Origin of the sequence: Aquidulcibacter sp. (assembly GCF_049239865.1) — a bacterium.
Taxonomy (GTDB): Bacteria; Pseudomonadota; Alphaproteobacteria; order Caulobacterales; family Aquidulcibacteraceae; genus Aquidulcibacter.
In genome coordinates this window covers 1-1,541 of the sequence record NZ_JBMLTR010000041.1, presented here as the reverse complement: position 1 = coordinate 1,541, position 1,541 = coordinate 1, and the positions used below count along the sequence as shown (strand labels likewise).

The following is a 1,541-nucleotide window of genomic DNA, read 5'->3' as shown; positions in this document are numbered from 1 at the left end:
AAGCCCAAAACGCGTCACTGCCGGGCATGATGACACTGCCAAAGCAATTGACCGCCACAATCGCGCCCACATGGATGCCATCAGCCGTGCGTTGACTGGCTGAACCTAAGCCGCCGCGCAGCTGCCCTGCCCGAGCGCCTATACCCGCACCATGCGCGCCAAGCTCAAACCGATCTGAGACGGCCTCAAGGGCGCGCGCACCCAGCGCACGATAGGGCGGGTCTTGACCCCAGCCTTTGTCGCCGCCATTGGCCAAATCGTAGAGGATGGCCGCTGGCACCACGGGTGAGCGGGGCACACCTGGAAGATCAATCAAGCCAAAACCGCGCCCACGCGCCCCTAAAACGCTTGCCACGCCATCTGCGGCGGCCAAGCCGTAGACTGAGCCGCCTGACAGGACCAAGGCATCTATGGCGTCGACAAGGTTCTCTGGCGCTAAAGCGTCGCTTTCCCGCGTGCCCGGCCCACCACCGCGCACGTCCACGCCGCAGACGGCCGCGACATCGGGATAAATCACGGTGACGCCCGTCAGAGCGCCCACATCTTCGGCTTGGCCAATTTTCAGGCCGGGGACATCGGTAATCAGGTTCATGCTTGGTTTCATCGAGGTTTTATATCGCTTTAACGGTCTGGAGCCTATAGGTGGCATCGCTCTGAGTCGCATGAGATCTACCACACGGGCGGTAGACATTGCTGACGAGATCGATTCAAACTGTGCCGTCTGCGGGGTCAGCATGCTGAGCCAGCCGCCGTGCAAAAAAGACTTAATATTTGAGGAAACACCATGGGTTCTGCGTTACCAAAGGCACTGTCCCGCCGCCTCATCTTGGCAGCGTGTACGGCGGCGCTGCTGGTCGCGACGGCGAACGTGGAAACCGTCAGTGCGGAAACAAAGGCCAAGGCAAGCCCGCGGGTGCGGGTGGCGGTTTCCTCGGTAGGTGCCGATGCGATTGAACGCACGCGCCAGCGTTTGGCCTTTGCCTATTCAGACCTTGGCCTGACTTTGGGCGCACCGGTCTATTTTCGCCTGATCCGAGAACAAGACCGGTTAGAAGTGTGGGTGAAGGCGGCCTCTGGTTCTTATAGTCGTCTGCGGAACTTCAAGATTTGCGGCAAGGACGGGACTTTAGGGCCGCGCCAAAGTGCGTCGACGGGGCAGCCTGAGGGCTTCTACACCCTGACTGCTGCGCAGATGCGGCCACAGGGCGTCGGCTATTTGGGGATCAATCTTAATTGGCCAAATGCCTATGATCGCGGGCGGGGCTGGCGCGGCGCGCCCAGCTTGTTGCAAGCGGGCTGTGCCTCTGGGCGACATTACGGCTTAACCGATCAAGATATGGAAGAAGTCTATACCATCGCCTATTCGGCATTGGTCAATGGGCAAGCATCCATCCCATTCCATATTTTCCCGTTTCAAATGACGTCATTTCGGATGCTGCAAATCGGCCAAGGACCGAAGGCAAGCTTCTGGCGCGACCTAGAGCCTGCTTGGCGGGCCTTTGAACGCACAAAAACGCCGCCCCAGATCAAAGTCCAAGGGC

General features: G+C 59.6%; 2 protein-coding genes. One reads left to right on the top strand and one right to left on the bottom strand.

The features are described from left to right. A partial coding sequence (locus tag ACOVRA_RS03260) for a P1 family peptidase (protein WP_421719036.1) occupies positions 1–592 on the bottom strand: 592 nt, incomplete at its 3' end. A 192-nt stretch (positions 593–784) separates the two neighbouring features. Between ACOVRA_RS03260 and ACOVRA_RS03255 the strand changes: the two genes are divergently transcribed. Continuing rightward, positions 785–1,541 (top strand): hypothetical protein (locus ACOVRA_RS03255; RefSeq protein WP_421719035.1); only part of this gene is annotated, 757 nt, incomplete at its 3' end.